The following is an 18,840-nucleotide window of genomic DNA, read 5'->3' as shown; positions in this document are numbered from 1 at the left end:
GGGTCGGGGCAGGCGGACGTCCTCGACGGTAGTGGAAGCGGCCGAGGGACCGACAGGCCGGTCACGCCTCCCGCGACTGGTCCAGCGAGTCTCGGACCGCCACCGCGAGGGAGACCGCCTCGGCCAGGTCGACAGGCCGGACCACCCCGGCGGGGAGCGTGTCGGCCCGCCAGCCCGGGCCGGCGGCGAGGATCAGCAGCGGGCGGCGGGGCGCCGCGAGCAGCGCGCTGAGCTGGGCCGGATCGGCGGTGGGTCGGGTGTGGGACCAGAGCACCACGGCCGCCGGTCCGGTGCGGTTGACCGCCTCGACGAGGGCGGCCACCGGCACGCGGGCACCCAGCATCCGGTAGCTCACCCCGGCCTCGGCGAGCGCGGCGGCCAACGCTTCCAGGGGGAGGGTGTGCTGCTCCTCGTCGGAGCAGGAGAGCAGGATCCGGGCGGGGCCGCTGGGCGCGTTGGCCTGGCTGGCTGCCGCGAAGGCCTCCGACACGCACCGGGAGACCAGGTGTTCGACCTCGATCAGGCCGGCGGTGGTGGCGTGCCGGTCGCCGATGCCGGCGAGCACGGGGCGTAGCAGGGTCTCCCAGGTGGCGACGACGCCGCTGGCGGCGATCGTGTGCGCGATGGTCTCGTTGATCGCCGCCGCGTCCAGGCGCATGGCGGCGCGGGCCAGGCCCCGGGCGGCCGGGCCGGCGCGGCCCACCGGGATGGCACCCCCGCCGTCGCGTCCGGGCGGGCGGATCCGGCTCCGGGCGACGGTGTCCACGGACGTACGGTCCGGTGCCTGCCGCGCCCACCGGGCCGCCTCGGCGGGGCTCACGCCCTCGGCGGTCAACCGCCGCATGGTTTCGAGGCGGGCCAGGTCGGCGGGGGTGTAGCGGCGGTGGTGGCCGGGCACGTGCTCACTGGGCCCGAGCCCGTAGCGCTGGTGCCAGGTGCGCAGCGTGGTGACCGCGACCCCCAGCCGGCGCGCGACGGCGCCCGCGCTCAGCGCCTCATCGGCCACCCGACCGCTCCGCCGCGTCATCCGCCGACGATCCGGACGGGGTCATGGTCGAGCCGGGGGCGCCCGACGGAGCACCCGAGGGGCGCAGCAGACGGTTCACCACCCCGCCCAGCCAGGGTGCGTACGACCGGGGGTCGCGGTCGAGTTCGGCCTCCAGGGCGGCCGGGTCGGCCCAGCGCAGCTCGGCCACCTCGTCCGGGTCGGGGCGCAGCGGCGCGGCGGGCAGAAACTCGCCGCGCAGCACGTGGTCGTACTCGAACTCGACCCGACCTGTGGTCGGGTCCTCGGCGTAGTAGACGTAGACGCCGACCTCGGTCAGCTCGACCGGGCCGGTGCCCAGCTCCTCCTTCAGCCGTCGGTTGGCCGCTTCGGCAAGCGATTCGCCGGGTCGGGGGTGGCCGCAGCAGGAGTTGGCCCAGCGCAACGGGAAACGGGTCTTGACCGCCGCCCGTCGTTGCAGCAGGACCTGGCCGTCCGGGTCGATCAGCAGCACCGAGAAGGCCCGGTGCAGTTGCCCGGGCGGTTGGTGGGCGGCGGCGACCGTGGTGTCGCCGTGGGCCCGTCCGGCGTCGTCGACCAGCTCGACGAGGTGATCCTCGCGACTGGTCATCGGCCTTCTCCGGTGATCCGGCCGGCGGCCAGCTTGCCGGAGATCAACACCATCGGTACGCCCACACCCGGCTGGGTGCCGGAACCGACGAAGACGACGTTCGACAGGTCGCGGTGGAGGTTCGACGGGCGGAACGGCCCGGTCTGGAAGAGGGTGTGCGCGGCGGCGAACGGGGTGCCGGCAGCCATCCCCTGCTCGGCCCACTCGGCGGGCGTGATCGCCTGCAACACCTCGACCCCGGCGCCGAAGCCGACGTACCCGCGCTCCTCCAGAGTGCCGATCAGTTGGTCGCCGTAGCGCCTGGTCAGGTCGCCCCGCCACTCGAACGGCGCCCGGTCGAGGTTGGGCACGGGCGCGAGCACGTAGTAGGTGTGCCGATCGGGTGGGGCCACCGACGGGTCGGTCCGGCTGGGGTTGGTCACCAGCAGCGACGGATCGGTCATCAGCTCGCCCCTGCGGATGACCTCATCGAAGGTGCCCTTCCACGCGCGTCCGAAGTGGATGTTGTGGTGGGCGATCTTCGCATATCCCTGCCGCGAGCCGACGTGCAGGACGACACAGGAGGGTGAGTAGGTGAGGCGTCGCGCGGGCGCGGCGGGGAGCAGGTCCCGGTAGGCGACCGGTAGGTCCGGATTGAGCACCACGACGTCCGCCGGCACGAGCTCACCGTCGGCGGTGAGCACGCCGGTGGCCCGGCCGTTCGCGGTCTGGACCCGGGTCACTGTCGTGTCGTACCGGATCTGCACGCCGTGCTTCTCGGCCGCGCCGGCCATCGCCCGGGAGACCGCGTGGATGCCGCCGCGGGGGAAGTAGACCCCGGCCACCGAGTCGAGGTACGCGATGACCGCGTAGATGGCCAGCGCGTCGTGCGGGGCGAGCCCGGCGTACATCGCCTGGAACGAGAAGATCCGCTGGGTGCGCGGATCCCGGAAGAACTGGTTGATCTTTGTCTGGAGGCGGCGGAAGGCCCCACCGGTGAGCAGCTTCAGCAGGTTGCCGGTGATGAGGTCGGTGGGCGCGTCCAGGTTGCGCTCGATGAAGTCGGCCCGTTCCAGCCGCCACAGCTCCCGCGCGTAGTCGACGAAGCGCAGATAGCCGTCGGCCTCCCGCGGCCCGCAGACCCGGGAGATCTCGGCCGCCATCCGCGTGGTGTCGGTGAGCACGTCGAGGGTCGAGCCGTCCGGGTAGTACGCCCGGTAGGCCGGGTCGAGCGGCGTCAGGTCGAGCCAGTCGTGCAGCTCCTCGCCGACCGCCCCGAGCGCCTCGGCGATGAGGTCGGGCATCGTGAGCACCGTCGGGCCGGTGTCGAACTCGTACCCGTCCACGGAGAGCCGGCCCGCGCGCCCGCCGGGGACCGGCTCGCGCTCCAGCACAGTCACCTGGCGGCCGCTGCCGGCCAGGTGCAGTGCGCAGGCGAGCCCACCCAACCCGGCGCCGACGACCACCACCCGGTCCGTCCGTCCCGTCACCGTCCGCACGTGACCACCTCCTCGAAAAGATCGCTCATCAGGCCCGCCGGCTGGTGGCGGCGGCGGCCAACCCGGTCAGCGCGGTGCGCGCCGTCCGGTCCACGGGTGCGCTGTCGAGCGCGGCCAGGGCGTCACCCACCCGCTCGGCGATCATCCGCTCCACCCGGGCCACCGCGCCGGTCTCGGCGACCAGGTCGGCGAGTCGGTCGATCGGCTCGCCGTCGGCCTGCTCCAGGGCCTTGAGCTGGCCGGGCGTGGCCAGTTGCCGCGCCAGCATGAGCAGCGTGGTCGGCTTGCCGGTGCGCAGGTCGTCGCCGGCCGGCTTGCCGGTCGCCGCCGGGTCGCCGTAGACGCCGAGCAGGTCGTCGCGGAGTTGGAACGCCTCGCCGACGGCCAGGCCATAGCGGGTGTACGCGGTGACGAGCGCGGCGTCCGCGGTCACCCCGGCCAGGAAGGCGCCGAAGAGCAGCGGTCGCTGCACCGTGTAGCTGGCGGTCTTGTAGCGGGCCACGCGCAGCGCCCGGTCGACGGACCAGCTGGTCGGGTCGTTCTCGCCGAGCACGTCCAGGTACTGACCGGCGACGGTCTCGACGCGCATCTGGTCGTAGCAGCGGCGGACCTCGAACAGCCGGGCCGGGGTGATGGTTGCGCGGGCGAGCAGCTTGTCGGCCCAGACCATGCAGAGGTCGCCGATGAGGACGGCGCCCGCCTCGCCGAAGCGGCCGGGGTCGCCCCGGTGGCCGGCGGCGACGTGCTGCGCGGCGAGCGCGACGTGTGCCGTGGGCCGGCCCCGGCGGGTGGTGGAGGCGTCCATCACGTCGTCGTGCACCAGCGCGAAGGTGTGCAGCAGTTCGAGCGCGGCCAGCGCGGGCAGGACCGGTGCGAGCGGCTCGGTGCCGCCGACAGCTCCGCGCCAGCCCCAGTAGGCGAACGTGGAGCGGATCCGCTTGCCGCCGACCAGCACGGCCTCGCGTGCGGCGGACGCGAAGCCGCCCATGGCCGCGTCGATCTCGGTGAGTGCGTCGACCTCGGCGCTGAGGAAGGTGGAGAGGGTCTCGTCGACCGCCGTGATCAGGTCCTGGGTGTACGCGGCCAGGACGGCGCGGACGGGATCGTCCCTGTCGCCCTGGGCCGCCGGCGCCACACGGGTCGCGTTGCCCGCTACTGCGTCGTTGGCCATGTGGGCGAGCGTACCCTAGGGTACGAGTTGCGTCGATTGGTGCGTCGATAATTGAGGAGGGCCGGTGGACACGGATCTCACCGCTGCCTATGACCGGTGTCGTGAGCTGCACAAACGGCACGGGCGTACCTACTATCTCGCCACCCGGCTCCTTCCCGCGTGGAAACGACGACATGTGCACGCCCTCTATGGATTCACGCGCTACGCCGACGAGATCGTCGATCGCACCGAGGACCTGCCACCGGCCGAGCGGGCCGCCCGTCTCGACGACTGGGCCAGCCGTTTCGTGGCCGGTCTGCGTGGCGCGCCTGTCGACGACCCGCTGCTGCCGGCGGTGCTGCACACGATCGCCGTCTTCGATCTCGACCGGGACGACTTTGCGTCGTTTCTGAAGAGCATGGCGATGGACCTGACCGTCACCTCGTACGCGACCTACGACCACCTGCTCGACTACATGGAGGGCTCGGCGGCGGTGATCGGCACGATGATGCTGCCGATCCTGGGCAGCAGCGATCCGTCGGCGGCCCGTGAGCCGGCCCGGCAGCTCGGCTTCGCCTTCCAGCTCACCAACTTCATCCGCGACGTCGCCGAGGACCTGGACCGGGGTCGCACCTACCTGCCCGACGAGGACCTGGCGAAGTTCGGCGTCACCCGCGACGAGCTGGCCGAGGCCAGCGCCCGCGGGCGCGGAACGCCCCGGACGCGCGAGCTGATCGAGTACGAGGTGACCCGGGCCCAGGCGCACTACGCCGCCGCCGCGCCCGGCATCACCATGCTCGCGCCGGCGTCGCAGGCGTGCATGCGGACCGCGTACGCGCTCTACGGCGGCATCCTCGACGAGGTGGCAGCGCAGGACTACGACGTCTTCACCCGCCGGGCCCTGGTGCCGCAGCGGCGGCGGATGGCGGTGGCCGCCCGCGCTCTGCTCACCTCGACGGGTACCCCGGTCACGATCCCCGGGCCGACGGTCCAGCCGGCGGCCCGGTGACGGCGGGCACGGCGATCGTGCTCTTCACCCGCGACCTGCGGGTGCACGACCACCCGGCGCTGGCCACCACCTGCGCGGCGTTCGACCGGGTGGTGCCGCTGTACGTGCTCGACCCGGCGCTGGCCGGGTTGTCGGCCAATCGCACCCGGTTCCTGCACCAGGCGCTCGCCGACCTGCGCGACGCGCTGCGCGAGCGCGGCGGTGACCTGGTGGTGCGCCGCGGGGACCCGGTGGCCGAGACGATCCGGTTGGCCGGCGATGTCGGCGCGACAGCCGTGGCGCTCTCCGCCGACGTCAGCCACTACGCCCGTCGGCGCGAGCGGCGACTGCGCGCCGAGTGTGAGCGGCACCGGCTTCGCCTGCGGCTCTTTCCGGGGCTGACGGTGGTCGAGCCGGGTGCGTTGCGTCCCGGGGGCGGAGGCGAGCACTATCGCGTGTTCAGCCCGTACCACCGGGCGTGGGCTGCCGCGCGGTGGCGCGACGAGTTGGCAGCGCCCCGCCGGATCGCGCTGCCCGACGGGGTGCGCGTGGGTCGGGTGCCGACGCCGCCGGCCGGGGAGTCACCGGACGCGGCCACCGGTGGCGAGCGGGTCGCCCGCCAGCGGCTCACCGACTGGCTGCCCGAGCTGGGCCGGTACGACGACCAGCACGACGACATGGCCGGCGACGACACCTCCCGACTCAGCCCGTACCTGCGGTTCGGCTGCGTGTCCCCGCTGTCGGTGGCCAACCGGGCCGGCGACCGGGCCGGGCCCTTCGTTCGGCAGGTCTGCTGGCGCGACTTCTACTACCAGGTCACCGCCGCGTTCCCGGAGATCTCGACGGCCGCCTACCGCCGGGGCGCCACCGAGCAGTGGCGCTACGACGACGATGCCCTGGCCGCCTGGGCCGAGGGGCGGACCGGAATGCCCATCGTCGACGCCGGGATGCGGCAGATGCGGGCGCAGGGTTGGCAGCACAACCGGGCGCGACTCATCACCGCCGGCTACCTGACCAAGCACCTGGGCCAGGACTGGCGGGGTGGTGTCGCTGTCTTCTTCCGCTGGCTGCTCGACGGGGACGTGGCCAACAACTCGGGCAACTGGCAGTGGGTCGCCGGCACCGGCAACGACACCAAGCCGTACCGGGGTTTCAACCCGGTCCGGCAGGCCGAGCGGTACGACCCGGCCGGCGACTACGTGCGCCGCTGGGTCCCGGAGCTGTCGACGGTGTCGGGAAAGGCGATCCACCAGCCGTGGAAGTTGCCCGAGGCCGTCCGCCGCACGCTCGACTATCCGCCGCCGCTCGCCGTGCCCGGCACCGACCCGGTCTGGCTGCGCTGATCAGAGGCAGGAGTGGAGCACCTCGGCCAGTTCCTCGACGCGGTCGTGGTCGGCGAGCCGCGCCGTGACGTACGCGAGGGTGTAGCCGCGTTCGGGGTCGGCCCACGCGCTGCTGCCGCCGAGCCCGCCCATGCCCCAACTGCCGTCCGGCTCCCACTGCATGCCCAGCGTCCACCGGACCTGGCGGTCCAGCAGTACGTCCGTCCCGTCGTACTGGACCCCTGTCGCCTCGGCCACCAGTTCGGTGCTGAACAGCCGTACGCCGTCGAGGACGCCTCCGGCCAGCAGGCCGGCGTAGAGCCGGGCCAGGCCGCCGGCGGTGGCGTGCAGGTTGACCGCCGGCATCTCGGCGCCCCGCCAGAGCGGGCTGTTCAGCACGGCCAGGTCCAGCCCGCCGGCCGGATTGCCCATCGCCCGTGCCCGCAGCGAGCCGGGCTCGCCGAGCTTCCGGATCGGCCACTGCGGGTCGCCGTAGCGCAGGTCCGCGCAGCGGCGCTGGTCGGCGTCGGCCAGCCCGAAGCCGAGGTCGAGCTGCCACGGACCGGCGATCTCGTCGGCCAGGAAGCGGCCCGGGCCGCGGCCGTCTACCCGGCGGACCAGCTCGCCCACCAGGTGCCCGTACGTCCAGGCGTGCTCCGCGGCAAGCGACCCCGGCGTCCACTCGGGGTCGGCGGCCGCCAGGTCGCCGGCCAGCAGCGCCCAGTCGGCGACCGCGGTGGCCGGCCGGGGCACCGGGAAGGCCGGTAGCCCGGCGGTGTGCGACAGGACCTGCCGCACGGTTGCCGGGGTGCGGAACTCCGGCCAGTACCTCTCGACCGGCGAGTCGAGGTCGACCCGTCCCCGGTCGACGAGCAGCAGCAGGCAGAGCGCGACCACCGGCTTGCTCACCGAGTAGACGTTTACAAGCGTGTCCGGCCGCCACCGTTGGGCCGAGGGCCCGTCGCCGGTCCGGGAGCCGCCGACCAGGTCGAGCACCGGCTGACCGTCGTACCAGACGGTCAGGCTGGCGCCGGACTCCCGGCCGGTCGCGAGCAGGTCGTGGAAGTGGTCCCGGACGGGTTCGAAGCGTGCGTGCATCGGATCACCGTAGGCGGTGGGGCGCGCTGACCGTGCCGACTTTTCCGGACCCAGGTGGTCGGGGCGAGGCCGCTGGGGGATGCTGTTCCGATGGCGGAGCCGGAGCTGGTGGATGTGGTCGTGGTGGGGCTCGGGGTCGGCGGCGAGGAGGTGGCCGGGCGGCTCGCCGAGGCCGGCCTGAGCGTCGTCGGCATCGAACGGGACCTCGTCGGTGGCGAGTGCCCGTACTGGGGCTGCATCCCGAGCAAGATGATGATCAGGGCGGCGAACGCCCTGGCCGAGGCGCGTCGGGTCGACGGGCTCGCGGGCACGGCGCAGGTCAGTCCGGACTGGGCGCCGGTGGCGAAGCGGATCCGCGAGGAGGCCACCGACACCTGGGACGACAAGGTCGCGGTGGAGCGGTTCACCGGCAAGGGCGGCCGGTTCGTCCGGGGCAGTGGCCGGCTCGACGGCCCGGGGCGCGTCCGGGTCGGTGACCAGGTGTTCCAGGCCCGGCACGGCGTCGTCCTGGGCACCGGCACCCGGGCGTCGGTGCCGCCGATCGACGGCCTGGCCGACACGCCGTACTGGACCAACCACCAGGCGATCGAGGTCGAGCAGCTGCCCGAGTCGTTGCTTGTGCTCGGCGGTGGCGCGATCGGGCTGGAGCTGGCGCAGGTCTTCGCGCGCTTCGGCGTCCGCGTCACGGTGGTGGAGGCGCTGGACCGGGTGCTGGCCGTCGAGGAGCCGGAGGCGTCCGAGGTGGCCGCCGCGGCGCTGCGCGCCGACGACGTCGAGATCCACACCGGTGTACGGGCCGAACGCGTCGCGCACGACGGCGACCGGTTCACGCTGCACGGCGTCGGGGGCGCGCAGTTCACCGCCGAGCGACTGCTCGTGGTGACCGGCCGTCGGGCGCACCTGGAGGAGTTGGGGCTGGACACCGTCGGTGTGGACGCCGGCCAGCGTTACCTGCCGGTCGACGACCGGCTGCACGTCACCGACGGCATCTGGGCGGTGGGTGACCTGACCGGTCAGGGCGCGTTCACCCACATCGCCATGTACCAGGCGGGAATCGTTGTGGCCGACCTGCTGGCCCACGCCCGGGAGGCGACGGCGGGGGCCGACGCCAGCGGGACCGCGAGCGTCGTCGGCGGCGCGATGGGGGCGTCGAGTTCGCTGGCCGCCAGCGGGTCGAGTGGGTCGGCCGGCACCGTGCCGCGCGCCGACTACCGCGCGCTGCCCCGGGTGACCTTCACCGATCCCGAGGTCGGGGCGGTCGGGCTGACCGAGCAGCAGGCCCGTGAGCGCGGCATCAACGTGCAGGTCGGTTTCACCAAGCTGGGCAGCTCGACGCGGGGGTGGATTCACCGCGTCGGTGACGAGGGGTTCATCAAGCTCGTCGCGGATGCCGACCAGGGCGTGCTGATCGGCGCGACGTCGGTCGGCCCGGCCGGCGGTGAGGTGTTGTCCGCGCTGGTGGTGGCGGTGCACGCGGCCGTGCCGCTGAGTCAACTGCGACACATGATCTACGCGTACCCGACGTTCCACCGTGCCATCGAGGACGCGCTGCGCAACCTGTCCTGACGACGTGGAACGGCGACAAGCCACGACAACCTGAAAGCAAGATTTGCCCGTCCGGCTGTTCATTTCTTTCATTAGGGTGACGTACGATTGCGGCCGTGACCAAGAGGTTGACCGAAGTTGCCAAGAAGGCGGGCGTCAGCGAGGCCACCGTCAGCCGGGTGCTCAACGGCCGGGACGGTGTCTCCGAGACGACCCGGACAGCGGTGCTCACCGCGCTGGACGTGCTCGGCTACGAGCGGCCGACCAAGCTGCGCGGCGAGCGTGCCCGGCTGGTCGGGCTGGTGCTGCCGGAACTGCAGAACCCGATCTTCCCGGCGCTCGCCGAGGTGGTCACCGGCACCCTCGCCCAGCGGGGCTACACCCCGGCGCTCTGCGCCCGCACCATCGGCGGCGTGTCCGAGATGGACTACGTGGAGATGCTGCTCGACCACCAGGTGTCCGGCGTGATCTTCGCGGGTGGCTCGTACGCGCTCACCGACGCGCGGCACGACCACTACCGGCGGTTGACCGACCGGGGCCTTCCCGTGGTCCTGGTCAACGCCGGCGTGGACGAGTTGGGCTTTCCGCGGGTCTCCACCGACGACGCGGTGGCGGTGGAGCAGGCGTACGGGCACCTGCGCTCGCTCGGCCACGAGCGGATCGGGATGGTGCTCGGCCCGGAGGGGCACGTGCCGTCCCGTCGCAAGCTGGACGCCATGGTCCAGGTCGCGGGCTGGGGCGAGGCCGACGCCGAGTGTGTCGAGCGTTCGAGCTTCTCGATGGAGGGCGCGCGGGTCGCCGCGACGAAGCTGGTCGAGCGTGGGGTCACCGGCATCATCTGCGCCAGTGACGTGCTGGCCCTGGGGACCATCCGGGCCGCCCGGCGGCTCGGGCGTGCGGTGCCCACGGACATCTCGGTGGTGGGCTTCGACGACTCCGCGTTCATGACCTGCACCGACCCGCCGCTGACCACCGTGCGGCAGCCGATCGAGACGATGGGGCAGGCCGCGGTGGACCTGCTGGTCACCCAGATCGAGGGTGCCGGCGTCCTGCAGGACGAGCTGCTGTTCGAGCCGGAGCTTGTGGTGCGCGGCTCCACCGCGCCGGCGCCCGGCCGCTGAGCGCGCCCCGGCCGTACTGACCGACAGCCTCCGCCGGCCGTCGACCGCTTCCGCGGTCGGCGGCCGGTTTTTCGTGGTCGCCCACAGTGCGCCGCGACCGCCGGACCAGATGGGACCGAAGGCCGGCAAAACCGGCCTAAAACACGTCTCTGTCGGTGTCTGCCGTAAGGATGTCGAGTCTTTTCAGAACACAGTCGACACCTTGCTGAAATGAGTCGGCCTCGTTACAGTGACTCCACTCACACCTGGCTCCGGCGCAGCTACTGGGCGTCAGGTCGCATCACCGCAGATCAGCGCACCTCATGGAGACACCCGTTCCCGAAGGGATGGACAGATGTCCGTACCGCAATACCGAAGGGCTGCGGCGCTGGCGCTCGTGGCCGGCCTGGGGTTCAGCCTCACGGCATGCTCCACGAAGAGCGACGACAAGGGCGCGACCGCCGGCGGCAAGGTCACCATCACGGTCGACTGCCAGCCGGTCGGCGCCCAGAAAGAGCTGTTGAAGAACTGGAACGACGACGTCGTCGAGTTCCAGAAGCAGAACCCGGACATCGTCGTCAAGAGCGTGAGCGTCGGCGAGCAGTGCAACAACCCGCCGGACTTCACCGCCCGCCTCGCCGGCGGCACCGTGACCGACGTGTTCTACGGGTACATGACCGATCTCCAGCAGGTGCTCGACTCCGGTCAGGCCATGGACATCACCGGGGTCGTCAACAAGGACACCATCCCCACCTGGGACAGCGTCGACCCGGCGCTCAAGGAGGCCTTCAGCGACGGCGGCAAGCTCTACGCCGTCCCAGTGAAGAACTACTCGATGGGCCTGGTCTACAACAAGGTCCTGTTCCAGAAGGCCGGGCTCGACGTCAACAACCCGCCCAAGACCTGGGCCGAGGTCCGGGCCGCCGCCAAGAAGATCTCCGCCCTCGGCAACGGCATCGCCGGCTACTCCGAGTACAGCGCCGGCAACACCGGCGGCTGGCACTTCACCTCGCTGCTCTACTCCCAGGGTGGCCAGGTGCTGACCCCGGACGGCAAGAAGGCCGACTTCAACAACGCGACGGGCAAGCAGGTCCTGCAGAACATCAAGGACATGCGGTACGGCGACAACAGCATGGGCTCCCGCCAGCTGCTCCAGTGGGGTGACCTGCTGACCAACGCCGGCGCGGGCAAGGTCGGCATGTTCATCGGCGCACCGGACGCCACCCAGGCGATCGTCAGCCAGTTCCAGGGCAAGTTCCAGGACTGGGCGATGGCCCCGCTGCCCGGCCAGGACGGTCCGGCGAAGGGCACGCTCGGCGGCGGCGAGGGCTACTTCTTCAAGAAGGACCTCTCTCCGGAGCAGGTCAAGGCCGGTCTGAAGTGGATCGCGTACCAGAAGCTCACGCCGGGCAAGGGCCAGTTCGACTACGTCCGGGCCAAGCCGCAGAACTACCCGGTGGGTCTGCCCCAGCCGCTGCTGTTCGCCAACGGCAGCGAGGCGCAGAAGCAGGAACTCGAGCTGCGCAAGGCGAACGCGAACGTCGACACCACCAACTTCGCGATCTTCGAGGCGACCCCGGTGCCGATCAAGGGTGAGCCGCGCAACGCGCAGGCGATCTACGCGGTCCTCGACGCCGCGATGTCCGGGGTGCTGACGAACCCGAACGCCAACATCGACGCGCTGCTCAAGACGGCCGAAGAGAAGGTCAACCAGCTCCTGGCCGCCGAGAAGTGACCGGCAGGTGTGGGGGCCGGCCCGACGGCCCCCACACCCCGCGTCGCACCGTCCGCGTCACTGACTTCCGCAGGAGTTGCCTTGGCGATCACCGCCGTCCCCCAGGCCCCCAGGAAACCGGGTCGCCCGATGTCGCCGTACGCGACAGGGCCGCAGCGCACGAGCCTCGGCCGCAAGGTACGGGACAACCTCACCGGGCACGCGTTCCTGATCGGCGCCGTGCTCTGCTTCGTGGTCTTCTCCTGGTACCCGATGATCCGCGGCATCGTCATGAGCTTCCAGCGGACCAGGCGCGGCGAGACGACCTGGGTCGGCTGGGACAACTACTCCCGTCTCATCGCCGACCCCAGCTTCTGGCCCGCCTGGAAGAACACGCTCTACTTCACGGTGCTCGCGCTCGTGCTCGGGTACGCGGTGCCGTTCTTCGTGGCGATCCTGCTCAACGAGTTCCGCCACGCCAAGGGCTACCTGCGGGTCCTGGTCTACCTGCCGGTCATGCTGCCGCCGGCCTCGGCGCTGTTCCTCTTCAAGTTCTACGCGTACGACCCCAGCGAGGCGGGGCTGTTCAACGCGGTCCTCAAGGCGCTGCACCTGCCCACGTCGCAGTGGATGCAGTCGCCGGACATGACCATGCCGGCCATGGTGATCGCGTCCACCTGGATGAACATGGGTGGCGCCGTGCTGATCTACCTGGCGTCGTTGCAGAACATTCCCGGCGAGCTGTACGAGGCTGCGGAGCTCGACGGCGCGGGGATCTGGCGGCGGATCCGCCACGTGACGATCCCGCAGACCCGGCTGATCCTCGCGCTCCTGGCGATGCTGCAGATCGTCGCCACGATGCAGCTCTTCATCGAGCCGCTGATCCTCGCCAACGGCGCGGGCGCGGAGGATTCCGCGACCTCGGTGGCGTACCTCATCTACCAGCACGGGTTCTTCCAGAACGACCTCAACGGCGCCGCCGCGCTCGGCGTGATCATGCTCGTCGTGCTGGCCGGCTTCTCCGCCGTGTACGTGCGGCTGACTGCGAAACAGGACTAGGACGGCGAGGAATGGCACAGGATTCCGGAACCCGGACCCTCATCTCCCACTCCCAGCTCAGCAGGGGGCGCGGCAAGGTCATCTACTGGACGCTGCTGATCGTCGTCGTCACCGGCTTCACGCTCGTCTTCCTCGGGCCGCTCTACTGGATGGTCACCGGCGCCCTCAAGTCCGGCCAGGAGATCGCGCAGACCCCGCCGTCGCTGTTCCCGAAGGACCCGCAGCCGCAGAACTACATCGACGCGTGGAACAACCTGGCCCTCGCCAAGCTGCTGTTCAACACGTTCTACTACGCCATCGGGGCGGTGCTGTTCCAACTCGTCCTCGACAGCGCGGCCGCGTACTCGCTGTCCAAGCTGCGACCGATCTTCGGCAACGTGATCCTCGGCCTGATGCTGGGCACCCTGATGATCCCGGCGATGGTCCTCATCGTTCCGCAGTACGTGACGGTGCTCGACCTGCCGATCCTGCACATCAACCTGCTCGACTCGCCGTTCGCCATCTGGCTGCCGATGGTCGCGAACGCGTTCAACATCTTCCTGCTGAAGCGGTTCTTCGACTCGATCCCGGAGGAGCTGATGGCCGCCGCCCTGATGGACGGGGCGTCGTCGCTGCGCACGCTCTGGTCGATCATCCTGCCGCTGTCGCGTCCCATCCTCGGCGTCGTTTCGATCTTCGCGGTGACGGCGGTGTGGAAGGACTTCCTCTGGCCGAAGCTGGTCATGCCGTCGCCGGAGACCCGGACGGTGAGCGTCGGCATCTACACCTTCGCGGGTGGCACCCCGATGAACGTGGTGATCGCCGCGTCGGTCATCGCCGCCATCCCGACTGTCATCATCTTCCTGATCTTCCAGCGGAACATCATGTCCGGTCTGACCACGGGCAGCATCAAGGGATAGCCCACGACCGCAGTCAACCGCGCGGCGAACAACGACCGTTCGCCCCGACACATAACCAGGTCCGGCGAACCCGCCGACGTACTGACGCAGAAAGCAGGTGCTCGTGTCCACAGCTGACAGAAGTCCGTGGTGGCGTGGAGCCGTGATCTACCAGGTGTATCCCCGGAGCTTCGCCGACGGTAACGGCGACGGCATCGGTGACATCGCCGGCATCCGGTCCCGGCTGAACCACCTGTCCGCGCTCGGCGTCGACGCGATCTGGTTCAGTCCCTGGTACCCGTCGCCGATGGCCGACGCCGGCTACGACGTCTCCGACTACCGCGACATCGACCCGGTCTTCGGCACCCTGGCCGAGGTCGAGGCGCTGATCGCGGAGGCGCACGACCTCGGCATCCGGACCATCGTCGACGTGGTGCCCAACCACTGCTCCGACGCGCACCCGTGGTTCCAGGCCGCGCTGGCCGGCGGCCCGGGAGCTCCCGAGCGGGACCTGTTCTGGTTCCGTCCCGGCCGGGGCCCGAACGGCGACGAACGACCCACCGACTGGATCGGCGAGTTCGGCGGCGAGACCTGGACCCGCACCACCAACCCGGACGGCACGCCCGGCGACTGGTACCTGCACCTGTTCGCTCCGCAGCAGCCCGACTTCAACTGGGAACACCCCCGGGTACGGGCCGAATTCGAGGACATCCTGCGGTTCTGGTTCGACAGGGGCGTGGACGGCATCCGGATCGACTCCGCCGGTCTGCTGGTGAAGGACGGAGAGCTGCCGGAGGTCCGACCGGACCACCAGCACCCGTTCCACGACCTCGACGGGGTGCACGACATCTACCGGGGCTGGCGGCGGGTCGCCGACTCCTACCCGGGCGAGCGTGCGCTGATCGGTGAGGTGTGGTTGCCGGACCGGCAGCGGTTCGCCAACTACCTGCGCCCGGACGAGCTGCACGCCGCGTTCAACTTCGACTTCCTCGGCTGCGCCTGGGACGCCGCGGCGCTGCGGGAGAGCATCGACGGCACGTTGAGCGCGCACGCGCCGGTCGGGGCGCCGGCCACCTGGGTGCTCTCCAACCACGACGTCACCAGGCACGTCACCCGCTACGGCAGGGCGGACACCACGTTCAGCTTCGCCGCCAAGCGCGAGGGGATCCCCACCGACCTGGAGCTGGGCACCCGCCGGGCGCGGGCCGCCGCGCTGCTGTCGTTGTCGCTGCCCGGCGCCGCCTACGTCTACCAGGGCGAGGAGCTGGGGCTCTGGGAGGTCGAGGACATCCCGTACGCGCTGCGTCAGGACCCGATGTGGGAGCGTTCCGGCCGGGTCGATCCCGGTCGCGACGGCTGCCGCGTGCCGCTGCCCTGGGCCGGTGAGGAGCCGCCGTTCGGGTTCAGCCCCGACGGCGCGGCGGCGCCCTGGCTGCCGCAGCCTGCCGACTGGAAGGACCGGACGGCGCTGGCGCAGACCGGCGACGCGGCCTCGATGCTTGAGCTGTACCGCGCGGCGATCCACCTCCGGCGCGGCGAGTCGGCGCTCGGTGACGGCGAGCTGACCTGGCTGCCCGCCCCGGACGGCGTACTTGCCTTCAGCCGTGGCGGTGGCTTCCGCTGTCTGGTCAATCTCACCGACGCGGCGGTGCCACTGCCTGACGGGGAGTTGCTGCTGGCCAGTGGCCCACTCGACGACGGTCTGCTGCCCTCGGACACGGCCGTCTGGCTGCGTACCCCCGAAGAGGTGGACGGACCGCGCGCGGACGCCGGCGCCCTGACCTGATCGACCGACGTGGTGCCGGCGGTCCCGTCCCGCCGCCGGCACCACCCACCCGCGCACGACGCAGAGGAAGGAGGAACGAGGGGGAGACACCGCCACGCCGCAGCACCGAAACGGGGGACCTGGCCTGCCTGACGAAAGGGAGAGCGCAGCTCATGGCCAACCACACCACCGCCACCCCGCACCACCTCCGACACCCGGCACGCGTCGGGCTGGCCGCGATCGCCGCCACCCTGCTCGCCGCCACCACGGTGACCGCCCTCGCGGTCACCGGCACCGCCACCCCGGCCTCGGCGGCCGGGTTGTCCCCCTTCGACATTTCCGGCCGTGGCGCGACAGTCCCGTTCGTCGAACAGGAGGCGGAGAAGGCCGCGCACAACGGCACGAAGATCGGCCCGGACCGTCGCTACGGCACGCTGCCGTCGGAGGCGTCCGGCCGCGAGGCGGTCACCCTCGACTCCGTCGGTGAGTACGTCGAGTTCACGCTCACCGCCCCGGCCAACGCGGTCACCTTCCGGCACAGCCTGCCGGACAGCTCGGCCGGCACCGGGCGGGACGCCGCCCTCGACCTGCGGGCCAACGGCGCCCTGCTGAAGTCGGTGCCGGTGACCTCGCGGTACGGCTGGTACTACGGCGGATACCCGTTCAACAACAACCCGGGCGACACGAACCCGCACCACTTCTACGACGAGACCCGGGCGATGTTCGGCACCACCTACCCGGCCGGTACGAAGATCCGGTTGCAGGTCTCCTCGACCGCCCAGTCGCCGACGTTCACCATCGACCTGGCCGACTTCGAGCTGGTGGGCGCACCGATCAGCAAGCCCTCCGGTGTGCTGGACGTGGTCACCGACTTCGGGGCCGACCCGAGCGGCGCGACGGACTCGACAGCGAAGTTCCAGGCCGCTGTCGACGCCGGTAAGGCCCAGGGCCGGGCCGTCTGGATCCCGGCCGGCACGTTCACCCTCTGGGACCACGTGGTGGTCGACGGGGTGACCCTGCGCGGCGCCGGTCCCTGGTATTCGGTGCTCGGCGGGCGGCACCCCACCGACCGCAAGCGGGCCGCCGGCATCTACGGCAAGTACGTCTCCGGCGGCGGCTACACGGGTGAGATCCGGTCGCACGAGGCCGGCGGGCCGAGTCGCAACGTCACGCTGCGGGACTTCGCCATCATCGGTGACATCCGTGAGCGGGTGGACGAGGACCAGGTCAACGCCCTGGGCGGGGCGATGACCAACTCGGTGGTGGACAACCTGTGGTTGGAGAACACCAAGGTCGGGGCGTGGATGGACGGCCCGATGGACAACTTCACGATCCGCAACAGCCGGATCCTGGACCAGACGGCGGACGGGGTGAACTTCCACACCGGCGTCACCAACTCGACCGTGACGAACACGTTCGTGCGCAACACCGGCGACGACGCCCTGGCGATGTGGGCGCAGAGCGTGCCGAACGTCAAGAACTCGTTCACGCACAACACCATCGGCGTGACGCTGCTGGCGAACCACCTGGTCAGCTACGGCGGTCGGGACATCACGATCTCCGACAACGTGACTGCCGACTCGATCACCAACGGCGGTGGCATCCACGTCGCCAACCGCTACCCGGGTGTGCAGGGCGACACGGCGGTCCGGGGCACCTGGACGATCGCCCGGAACACGTTGATCCGCAACGGCAACTCGGACTACAACTGGAACTTCGGCGTCGGGGCGATCTGGTTCTCCGCCCTCAACGAGGCGTTCCAGCAGGCCACCATCAACATCACCGACACCGACATCCTGGACAGCTCGTACGCCGCGCTGCACTGGATCGAGGGCCAGACCAGCGGCATCAACCTCACGAACGTGCGGATCGACGGCGCCGGCACGTACGCGCTCCAGGTGCAGGCACCCAGCCAGGTGTCCTTCACGAACGTGCGGGCCACCAACATCGCGCAGAGCAACCCGATGCACAACTGCGTGGGCGGTGGCTTCCAGATCACCCAGGGCAGCGGCAACTCGGGCTGGTACACGTCCACCCCGTACTGCGGGCCGTGGCCGGAGCCGCAGTGGGGTGGCGGTCCCAGCACCCCGCCGACGACCGGCCCCACCACCGCGCCGCCCACCACGGCACCCCCGACCACCGCGCCGCCGACCACGCCGCCACCCAGCGGCGGAAACCTCGCGCTGAACCGGTCGACGACCGCTACCAGCACCAACCAGAACTACACGGCGGGCAACGCGGTGGACGGCAACGCGGGCACCTACTGGGAGAGCGCCAACAACGCCTTCCCGCAGTCGCTGACGGTGGACCTGGGCGCGGCCCGCTCGGTCGACCGGGTGGTGCTCAAGCTGCCCGCCGGCTGGGAACGCCGCACCCAGACCCTGTCCGTCCTGGGCTCCACCGACGGGTCGTCGTACGCCACCCTGGCGTCGTCCGCCGGCCGGGTCTTCGACCCGGGCAGCGGCAACGCCGTCTCGATCGGGCTGCCCTCCGGTGACCGCCGCTACATCCGGGTCACCGTCACCGGCAACACCGGCTGGTCGGCCGCCCAGCTCAGCGAGATCGAGGTGTACGGCGGCACCGCCACCACGGCACCGCCGACCACCGCACCCCCGACGACGGCACCGCCGACCACCGCACCGCCGACCACGCCCCCGCCCAGTGGCAACCTCGCGGCCGGACGGTCGGTCACCGAGACCAGCCACTCCGACGTGTACGCCGGGACCAACGCGGTGGACGGCAACGCCAACACCTACTGGGAGAGCGCCAACAACGCCTTCCCGCAGTCGCTGACCGTGGACCTCGGCGCCACCCGTTCGGTGTCCCGGGTCGTGCTGAAGCTGCCGCCGTCGTCGGCCTGGCAGACCCGTACGCAGACGCTGGCGGTGCTCGGCTCCACCACCGGCTCGTCGTTCACCACCCTGAAGGCGTCCGCCGGCTACACCTTCAACCCGGCCAGCGGCAACACGGTCACCGTTACCTTCACGGCGACCAGCCAGCGGTACCTGCGGCTGACCGTCACCGGTAACACCGGCTGGCCCGCCGGTCAGCTCAGCGAGTTCGAGGTCTACTCCAGCTAGGCCGACGGTCCCCGCCCGGACTGGGCGGGGGCCACCGGTCGGACGCC

At 71.2% G+C, this 18,840-nt stretch carries 14 protein-coding genes; 9 read left to right on the top strand and 5 right to left on the bottom strand.

What is annotated here, in order from left to right; translation table 11 throughout:
• Nucleotides 1–61: 61 nt before the first annotated feature.
• From ACGFIE_RS03450 to ACGFIE_RS03435, 4 genes are read right to left on the bottom strand one after another with little or no spacing between them, the layout of a single operon-like run.
• Complete coding sequence (locus ACGFIE_RS03450; protein ID WP_393291272.1) at nt 62–1,006, bottom strand: MerR family transcriptional regulator; 945 nt, start codon at nt 1,004–1,006, stop codon at nt 62–64.
• A complete protein-coding gene (gene idi / locus ACGFIE_RS03445; RefSeq protein ID WP_393290558.1) occupies nt 996–1,616 on the bottom strand; it encodes an isopentenyl-diphosphate Delta-isomerase in 621 nt (206 codons plus the stop codon). The genes ACGFIE_RS03450 and idi overlap by 11 nt, the downstream gene beginning before the upstream one ends.
• Nucleotides 1,613–3,094, bottom strand: coding sequence for a phytoene desaturase family protein (crtI, locus tag ACGFIE_RS03440; protein WP_266247882.1), 1,482 nt, complete (start codon nt 3,092–3,094; stop codon nt 1,613–1,615). Before crtI ends, idi begins: the two co-directional genes overlap by 4 nt.
• Nucleotides 3,095–3,122: 28 nt before the next feature.
• Nucleotides 3,123–4,265 (bottom strand): polyprenyl synthetase family protein, encoded by a 1,143-nt coding sequence (locus tag ACGFIE_RS03435; protein ID WP_393290555.1) that lies wholly within the window; start codon nt 4,263–4,265, stop codon nt 3,123–3,125.
• Nucleotides 4,266–4,329: 64 nt separating this feature from the next.
• Here ACGFIE_RS03435 and ACGFIE_RS03430 point away from each other — a divergent pair, with 64 nt between their 5' ends.
• Both ACGFIE_RS03430 and ACGFIE_RS03425 read left to right on the top strand, forming a co-directional pair.
• Nucleotides 4,330–5,253, top strand: a complete 924-nt coding sequence (locus ACGFIE_RS03430) for a phytoene/squalene synthase family protein (RefSeq protein ID WP_393290553.1) — start codon at nt 4,330–4,332, stop codon at nt 5,251–5,253.
• Nucleotides 5,250–6,575: a cryptochrome/photolyase family protein gene (locus ACGFIE_RS03425; RefSeq protein WP_393290551.1), complete on the top strand. Its 1,326-nt coding sequence runs from the start codon at nt 5,250–5,252 to the stop codon at nt 6,573–6,575. Before ACGFIE_RS03430 ends, ACGFIE_RS03425 begins: the two co-directional genes overlap by 4 nt.
• Here ACGFIE_RS03425 and ACGFIE_RS03420 read toward each other — a convergent pair whose 3' ends face one another.
• Nucleotides 6,576–7,652, bottom strand: coding sequence for a serine hydrolase domain-containing protein (locus ACGFIE_RS03420; protein ID WP_393290549.1), 1,077 nt, complete (start codon nt 7,650–7,652; stop codon nt 6,576–6,578). It lies immediately after the preceding gene.
• 90 nt (nt 7,653–7,742) lie between these two features.
• Between ACGFIE_RS03420 and ACGFIE_RS03415 the strand changes: the two genes are divergently transcribed.
• From ACGFIE_RS03415 to ACGFIE_RS03385, 7 genes are all read left to right on the top strand, one after another.
• Complete coding sequence (locus ACGFIE_RS03415; protein WP_393290546.1) at nt 7,743–9,218, top strand: dihydrolipoyl dehydrogenase family protein; 1,476 nt, start codon at nt 7,743–7,745, stop codon at nt 9,216–9,218.
• Between the two features lie 95 nt (nt 9,219–9,313).
• On the top strand, nt 9,314–10,318 hold the full coding sequence (locus tag ACGFIE_RS03410; protein ID WP_363681177.1) for a LacI family DNA-binding transcriptional regulator: 1,005 nt from the start codon (nt 9,314–9,316) through the stop codon (nt 10,316–10,318).
• A gap of 334 nt (nt 10,319–10,652) precedes the next feature.
• Nucleotides 10,653–12,032, top strand: a complete 1,380-nt coding sequence (locus ACGFIE_RS03405; RefSeq protein ID WP_393290544.1) for an ABC transporter substrate-binding protein — start codon at nt 10,653–10,655, stop codon at nt 12,030–12,032.
• Nucleotides 12,033–12,113: 81 nt separating this feature from the next.
• Complete coding sequence (locus ACGFIE_RS03400) at nt 12,114–13,070, top strand: sugar ABC transporter permease (protein WP_358097000.1); 957 nt, start codon at nt 12,114–12,116, stop codon at nt 13,068–13,070.
• A gap of 11 nt (nt 13,071–13,081) precedes the next feature.
• Nucleotides 13,082–13,969, top strand: a complete 888-nt coding sequence (locus ACGFIE_RS03395; protein WP_007454379.1) for a carbohydrate ABC transporter permease — start codon at nt 13,082–13,084, stop codon at nt 13,967–13,969.
• A gap of 142 nt (nt 13,970–14,111) precedes the next feature.
• On the top strand, nt 14,112–15,734 hold the full coding sequence (locus ACGFIE_RS03390; protein ID WP_393290539.1) for a glycoside hydrolase family 13 protein: 1,623 nt from the start codon (nt 14,112–14,114) through the stop codon (nt 15,732–15,734).
• Between the two features lie 152 nt (nt 15,735–15,886).
• The gene (locus ACGFIE_RS03385) at nt 15,887–18,793 is read left to right on the top strand and encodes a discoidin domain-containing protein (RefSeq protein ID WP_393290536.1); all 2,907 of its coding nucleotides are present in this window, start codon (nt 15,887–15,889) and stop codon (nt 18,791–18,793) included.
• The last annotated feature ends 47 nt before the right edge of the window (nt 18,794–18,840 follow it).

The sequence above is a fragment of the Micromonospora sp. NPDC049275 genome (genome assembly GCF_043197115.1).
Taxonomy (GTDB): domain Bacteria; phylum Actinomycetota; class Actinomycetes; order Mycobacteriales; family Micromonosporaceae; genus Micromonospora.
Note: the sequence above shows the minus strand (reverse complement) of the source record. Positions and strands in the feature narration are given on the sequence as shown.

Coding starts and splice junctions, on each gene's coding strand:
- ACGFIE_RS03385 (WP_393290536.1), top strand. CDS start 15,887: ATGGCCAACCACACCACCGCCACCCCGCACCACCTCCGACACCCGGCA.
- ACGFIE_RS03435 (WP_393290555.1), bottom strand. CDS start 4,265: ATGGCCAACGACGCAGTAGCGGGCAACGCGACCCGTGTGGCGCCGGCG.
- ACGFIE_RS03415 (WP_393290546.1), top strand. CDS start 7,743: ATGGCGGAGCCGGAGCTGGTGGATGTGGTCGTGGTGGGGCTCGGGGTC.
- ACGFIE_RS03405 (WP_393290544.1), top strand. CDS start 10,653: ATGTCCGTACCGCAATACCGAAGGGCTGCGGCGCTGGCGCTCGTGGCC.
- ACGFIE_RS03420 (WP_393290549.1), bottom strand. CDS start 7,652: ATGCACGCACGCTTCGAACCCGTCCGGGACCACTTCCACGACCTGCTC.
- ACGFIE_RS03395 (WP_007454379.1), top strand. CDS start 13,082: ATGGCACAGGATTCCGGAACCCGGACCCTCATCTCCCACTCCCAGCTC.
- idi (WP_393290558.1), bottom strand. CDS start 1,616: ATGACCAGTCGCGAGGATCACCTCGTCGAGCTGGTCGACGACGCCGGA.